The organism is Mesorhizobium sp. M7A.F.Ca.US.007.01.2.1 (assembly GCF_003998165.1).
GTDB classification, from domain to species: domain Bacteria; phylum Pseudomonadota; class Alphaproteobacteria; order Rhizobiales; family Rhizobiaceae; genus Mesorhizobium; species Mesorhizobium ciceri.
The window spans coordinates 1-5,706 of sequence record NZ_RZQP01000318.1 but is presented as its reverse complement, the minus strand read 5'-3'; the positions used below and the strand labels follow the sequence as shown (position 1 = coordinate 5,706).

Here is a 5,706-nt window from a genome sequence, read left to right as displayed (position 1 = left end):
GCCCTGCCTTGCCGACAAGCAACCAGCCGGACCAACCTGCTGTCGCGTTGAACGTGCCCAAACCGGAGATTCCCCCGGCCGTCGACGACATCGCCCAACGGGTGTCATGGGTTCGCGACTTCGGCGGCGGCGACTGTTTCTATGCGACGATGACCTCAGCAACCGACAAGGCTGCCGCGATCGAAGGCTTTGGAACATCGGTCCAGCCATTCGAAGGCATGCTGGCCGAGTTCCAGGCCAAATTCCATGTCGAGCCGGACATCAGCGTCCGGCTCATTGAACCAAGCCAATGCGAAGTCACCAATTTTCTGCGCTTTATCGGGCAGACCGCATCAGACAAGCCGCAGCTTGTTCTCGATCGGACATCGGTGCCAAACGGTACGCCGATCAGCGGAACGCTGGTGACGCGTGGCGGGCTCAGGTCCAGCGTGCTGTTGATCGACCATAAAGGCATGGTGTTCAATCTCGACGACCGCATCGTCGTAGAACCCGGCAAGGCTACTTTCAGCATCCCGATTGGTCTCGGGGCCGCCGACAAAGCCGCCGGAAAGGCGGTGCCGCAGATCATAATGGTGATCACGGGCCCTCAGGACATCCAGGCAGCCGCGTTCTCCACGCCCATGCCAGCCTCGGTGCTGCTCCCCAAGATTCTCGAAGAAATCGAGACCGACGGGTCTCAATTCTCGGCCACCGCCCAGTATTTCCGGCTCGGCGGATAGCATGGGCGCCCGATGCAACTCAGCCGCTCTGACCCGCCGATAAGGCAGTTTGATCCGGTTCGGGCCCCTGCCCTGCGTGGCAGCATGAGGCTTGCGGTCATGGGGGGGGCGGCCCTGTTTGCCGTGCTGTCATCCAGCGAAGCGCGCGCCGAGTTCACGGTCTGCAATCAGACTCTGGATGTCGTCAATCTCGCCGTCGGCCAGAAGGTCGACAATGCGGACCAGACCGATGGCTGGTGGACCATCGGCGCCAATCAATGCGTAAACGTCATTCGTGAGGAACTGACGAACCGCTACATCTACATCTACGCAACGGACGTGTTTGGTCATGCGATCCTCACAGGATCGACCGAAATGTGCATTGAGCGGCGACGTTTTTCGATACGCGGCATCGACGAGTGCTGGCAGCGCGGCCATATCGCGGCACAATTTCTTGAAGTCGATACCCTCGAACAGGCGCGGTGGACTTTCTTCCTTACGGGAAGCAATCCGTGACGCACGGTATCGACACGAGCTTCAGGCATAAAAAGCAGGCGCGCGCGGCCCTTCGCAGGCGCACGCTTCGGCACAGGCTTGTTGCCGGTCTCGCGGTGGCTGTGCTGCTCTCTATCGCCGCCGGTTTCTACCTCACCGCCGAGTATTGGTCGTTCGGAGACGAAGACGAGGAGTTGCATGCGGTCGAAGGGGCGGACGATATGCCGGCGGACGCATCCGTGTATGTGCCAGCCATTATCGATCTGGCGGGGGACCCGATGTGGATCACGCTGGCGCCCGATGCCAGCGCCGCAACCAAAGGCCGGACAATGCCGCGCCCGGCGGAACTCAACCAGGCCGGCGTTTCTCCACAGATCGAAATCCTGTCTGACGTCATGCTTAGCGCGAGCGAAAAATTCATGACAACGATACCGTCGACGCAAGAGGATTTTGCATTCTTCCAGGCGCAACGAAAGACTGCTGCCCCACCATCCGGTGATCTGCAGAATGATCTTGAGCCATCGCCGATAGAGGGGGAACCAGCCGCAGCGCCCGACCAAAGGGCGGACGCCGATGATCCCGAAGCCGGCTGGGGCGAGACCATCGATGCGGGCGATGCAGCCCTTCCCGCATTCCAGAAGACGCAGATCGAAAACAACACGAGTGTCGCAACCGTCTCGAATGAGTATCAGCGGTTCGAGGCGACCGAAGACACGTTCGTGAAAATCCTCAACGACCGCTCTTTGGACAGCGTCGCGCTCGATGCGCATTTCTCCGCAGAGGACGCCAAGCTGGCAGGGCAAGCGCTGAAGGCGCTTTTCAACCGCGACGGCCTGGAACCGGGCTATGTCATCGCCATGCGTGGTTTCAGGCCGAGGCGCGAGACGACGACCATGTCGCTGATGCAGGTGTCCATCTACGCCAAGAACGTCTTTGTCGGCACGCTGACACGCAATGCGGCGGGCGCATTCGTATCGGGTGTCGATCCCTGGGTCCGTGAAGATCTGTTCAACTATTCGGGCGCACAGGGGGAAGGCACGCACAAGCGGCAGTATCGCCTGCTCGACGCGATCTACTCGACGGCGGCTCGCAACAGTGTTCCAACCGGCGTGATCGGCGAAGCGATCATGTACCTATCGCGAGGGCAGGATCTGGACGCCTTCGCCAGCGAGGACCAGCGCCTTGTGCTGATCTACTCGCAAACGCCGCGCGGCAAGGGCGAGACTGACGGGCGTGTGCTGTATGTCGGCGTGCAGGGCACCGAAAAGAGCCTCGACTGTTTCGTCTTCCAGCTGAGCGAGGGCCAGTTTGCGTGCGTTACCGGTGACGATCAGGTCCGCTCGCTGACGGTCACCAACGGCATGGTCACGCCCGTCAACGGGGTGATGACATCCACCTTCGGGCCACGCAAGCATCCAATTCTCGGCACCGTTCGCATCCACAAGGGCGTCGACTGGGCGGCTCCCGTTGGCACGCCGATCGCAGCCGCCTTCGATGGTGACATCACCTTCCAGGGCGATGGCGGCAGCTATGGCAATCTGGTGAAGATCTCGCACCCAAACGGGCGCGAGACGCGCTATGCGCATATGCTGAGATTTGCAATCGGGACCGGTGTCGGAACCAGGGTGAAAGCCGGCGATGTGATCGGCTATATCGGCACCACCGGCCTTTCGACCGGGCCCCACCTGCATTTCGAACTCTACCAGAATGGCGCAGCGATCGACCCACTCGGCACGGTCACCGCGGTCGCTTCCGACGATTCCGCGGTCGAGACGCTCACCGACCGTATCGTTCATGTCGAAAGCGGCGGCAGCGCTCGCGCCAAGAACCCAAATTCCTCAGCAACCGGTGCAGGGCAATTCATAAGCAAGACCTGGATCAGGATGATGAACACCTACCGCCCGGAACTTGCGCGCACGCTGTCGACAGCCGACCTGCTCGCACTGCGCTACGACGCCACGATCTCGCGTGAGATGGTTCGCAACCTGGCTCGCGAAGGCGAGGCCTATCTTCGGGAGCGTGGTCACCAGATTACGGCGGGCAGACTCTATCTCTGTCATTTCCTGGGAATGGAAGGCGCGCACCAGGTGCTGTCGGCCACAGGTTCGGCGCAACTGAGCGCCGTGCTGGGGTCGGCCGTCATCCAGGCCAACCCGTTTCTCACCGGCAAGACCGCCAGCTACGTCGTGGACTGGGCCGAAAGGAAAATGGGCCAGAAGCTGGGCCGCATGGCCACTGGCGCCGCCCAGCAGACAACGACCACGGAGGTCCGCCAGACGTCACCGGAGTTTGAAAAATACAAGCAGGCCGTCACCGCCGTCATAAGCTCAATTCAGAATACGCCTTGAACCACGCTCGCGCTGCTCTATCAGATGCTCACCCCTGTCCAAATTCCATCGGGTAGAACAATCTTCGCCCCATCCCAGGCTGCGGCGCAGCTTTGCGTGGCTATTGTGTCTTTATCCGCATTTCCACGCGGCGATTGAGCGGATCGTATGGGTTGGAACTGCGCGGGTTCTTTTCACCCATGCCGACCGCGTTGATGCGATCAGGCTCGATGCCGCTGGCCGTGAGGAAGGCGGCTACCGATTTCGCTCGTCGTTGCGACAGGCCTTCGTTGTGGTGCACCGTGCCGGTGGCATCGGTATAGCCTTCGACGACGAAGCTGAACGTGCTCAGCCGGTTGTCCTTCAGGGCTTTGGCGAACTCGTCGAGTTCAGCGCGCGCGGTGGCGTCAAGTTCGGCCGAATCCAAGCCGAAATTGATCAGCATGTCGAGGCCGGTTTTCACTGCCGACGCGTCATTGGACTTGCTTTTGCACTCCTCCGCGGAGCCAACACAAATCCCGCGGGACTTGCCGAGATCGGCCGCACCAGCAAAAAACTTCACGATGTCTTCCGATTTCTGAACGGGGTCGGCGGAAGCGTGGGTCGAGAAAAGCACGACCGCCAACACAAAAGCTGAACTGCTCCACTGCATAGCGGCTCCTCCTGGTTGAGTATTCCGATTTTCGATGTTGGGATCATAGCAAATTCGCAGGCAATTGTCTGTCTGCAATCGCCGGGGGCGTGACAGTTGTTGCCGCGTCACCGGTTGAGACTTGACCCGCGCCGCGCCTAAGGCTTGAGTGGCCAAGCTTCTCGATGAAAGCGTGGCGGTCATGGCCAATGGGCTCCGGTTCAAAACGGCAAGGGATCTTTTCGCGGCGTGTCCTGCTATTGCGCGGGACATGAGGAGCCTTCCAACCGACCAGCGCTCGATCGAGTTTTGCCGCGACCTTCTCGCAGGGCGCGTTCCCGAGGAAGCGGTTACATTTTGTGCCTACCTGCTTCCCGAGCGAGCCGCGGTCTGGTGGGCCCATGAATGCCTGAGCCACCTGGCCGACCTGTTGGATGAGACCGATCATCAGTTGCTCCCGCTGGTCCACAACTGGGTGGGCGAACCGGACAGTCTCCGCCACCAGGCGGCGCTCAGCACAGCCGGCGCGACGCCGCCAACAACGCCGGTCGGCTGGATTGCTCTGGCCGCGGGATGGCGTGACAATGGTTCGGCCAGGGCCGCGACGATGGCACCGGCGTTGCTGCCGTTTCCAGCCGCCCACGCAATCAATGCCGGGATTCTGGCCGGACTGGCGCGTGTCGCACTGGCTGACCGGTTCACCGTTCTTTCGGCATTTGTCGAAATGGGCATCCAGATGGCTGAGATCGAGGCCCTGAGCCAAGCAGCGGATGCGGATTAGAGCATTCGCCCGGCAGAAACCGATGGATGCCGTCATCATCCTGGCTTACTTACAGCCACCTTGCGCCCATTTTGCGAGCGCCACCTTGAAGCGCGTTCCAAGCGGATGTTGAAGCCGTAAGACAGACACGTCGTTGGCGGCGAAATTTTTCGACTGTTCACACAGCCGGGCCTCGTTCCATTCATGGCAACCGTCGCAGTGCTTTCCTTCCCATACCGACTTGTCGAGCCCCTCCACAGGACTGAAGCGTGGCTTGCCCTTGATCAGCTCCGCAATGCTCTTGCCGTCGATTTCCGGATCGCCGAAATCGACAGGATGGTCAAAAAAGATAGGCTCGTCGGAGGCAAGCCTTGGGATTTTCTGACGAAGCATATCGAGCGAAAGTTGGGCGTCGTCGGCGCCCGACGGGTTTGCCGCAACGTTTCGCCCATCCGAACCGGCTTCCGATTTCTGAGTGGTCGCCTCGCCGACGATCAGCGGTGCGTTGAGGTCGATCTTGTGCAGGACGACCTCAGTGGTCAACGAGACATTGCTCCAGGGGCGCTGTTTGCCGGCGGTTACCTTGAAGACATCGGCGGTAACGCGGTTCATGGCTTCGGTGATGGAAACGTTTGTTTCGCCCATATGCGCCAGCAGCGCCGAAGCGAACGGCGAATGTTGGCCCGACCCGTCAAAGGCGACCTGATTGGGACTGGTGGCGAACGCGACAAGCGTGCCGGCGCCACCATTCTCGATGGGAATTTCGGCAAGGCCGCTTCTTGCTCCCTTCACGCC

The 5,706-nt window shown here is 60.7% G+C and carries 5 protein-coding genes and 1 pseudogene; 4 read left to right on the top strand and 2 right to left on the bottom strand.

Features of this window, described 5'->3' with window-relative positions:
* The 3 genes and pseudogenes from EN949_RS32340 to EN949_RS32330 form a co-directional block, all read left to right on the top strand.
* Positions 1–719: pseudogene (locus tag EN949_RS32340) on the top strand (serine/threonine protein kinase); the annotation flags it as partial.
* Positions 720–803: 84 nt separating this feature from the next.
* Positions 804–1,214 carry a DUF1036 domain-containing protein gene (locus tag EN949_RS32335; protein WP_164755300.1) on the top strand — a complete coding sequence of 137 codons (411 nt, stop codon included), beginning with the start codon at positions 804–806 and terminating at the stop codon, positions 1,212–1,214.
* Positions 1,211–3,541 (top strand): M23 family metallopeptidase, encoded by a 2,331-nt coding sequence (locus tag EN949_RS32330; RefSeq protein ID WP_127371407.1) that lies wholly within the window; start codon positions 1,211–1,213, stop codon positions 3,539–3,541. Before EN949_RS32335 ends, EN949_RS32330 begins: the two co-directional genes overlap by 4 nt.
* Positions 3,542–3,641: 100 nt before the next feature.
* Here EN949_RS32330 and EN949_RS32325 read toward each other — a convergent pair whose 3' ends face one another.
* Positions 3,642–4,172 (bottom strand): OmpA family protein, encoded by a 531-nt coding sequence (locus tag EN949_RS32325; protein ID WP_013525282.1) that lies wholly within the window; start codon positions 4,170–4,172, stop codon positions 3,642–3,644.
* Between the two features lie 148 nt (positions 4,173–4,320).
* On the opposite strand from EN949_RS32325, the gene EN949_RS32320 reads away from it, so the two are divergent.
* Positions 4,321–4,932 (top strand): hypothetical protein, encoded by a 612-nt coding sequence (locus EN949_RS32320; RefSeq protein WP_224673521.1) that lies wholly within the window; start codon positions 4,321–4,323, stop codon positions 4,930–4,932.
* 45 nt (positions 4,933–4,977) lie between these two features.
* Here the strand turns inward: EN949_RS32320 and EN949_RS32315 are convergent.
* The coding region (locus tag EN949_RS32315) for a caspase domain-containing protein (protein ID WP_206534982.1) at positions 4,978–5,706 on the bottom strand (729 nt) is incomplete at its 5' end.

What these genes read in the sequence shown, in the direction of transcription:
- EN949_RS32325 (WP_013525282.1), bottom strand. Translation starts at nt 4,172, where the DNA reads ATGCAGTGGAGCAGTTCAGCTTTTGTGTTGGCGGTCGTGCTTTTCTCG.
- EN949_RS32335 (WP_164755300.1), top strand. Translation starts at nt 804, where the DNA reads ATGAGGCTTGCGGTCATGGGGGGGGCGGCCCTGTTTGCCGTGCTGTCA.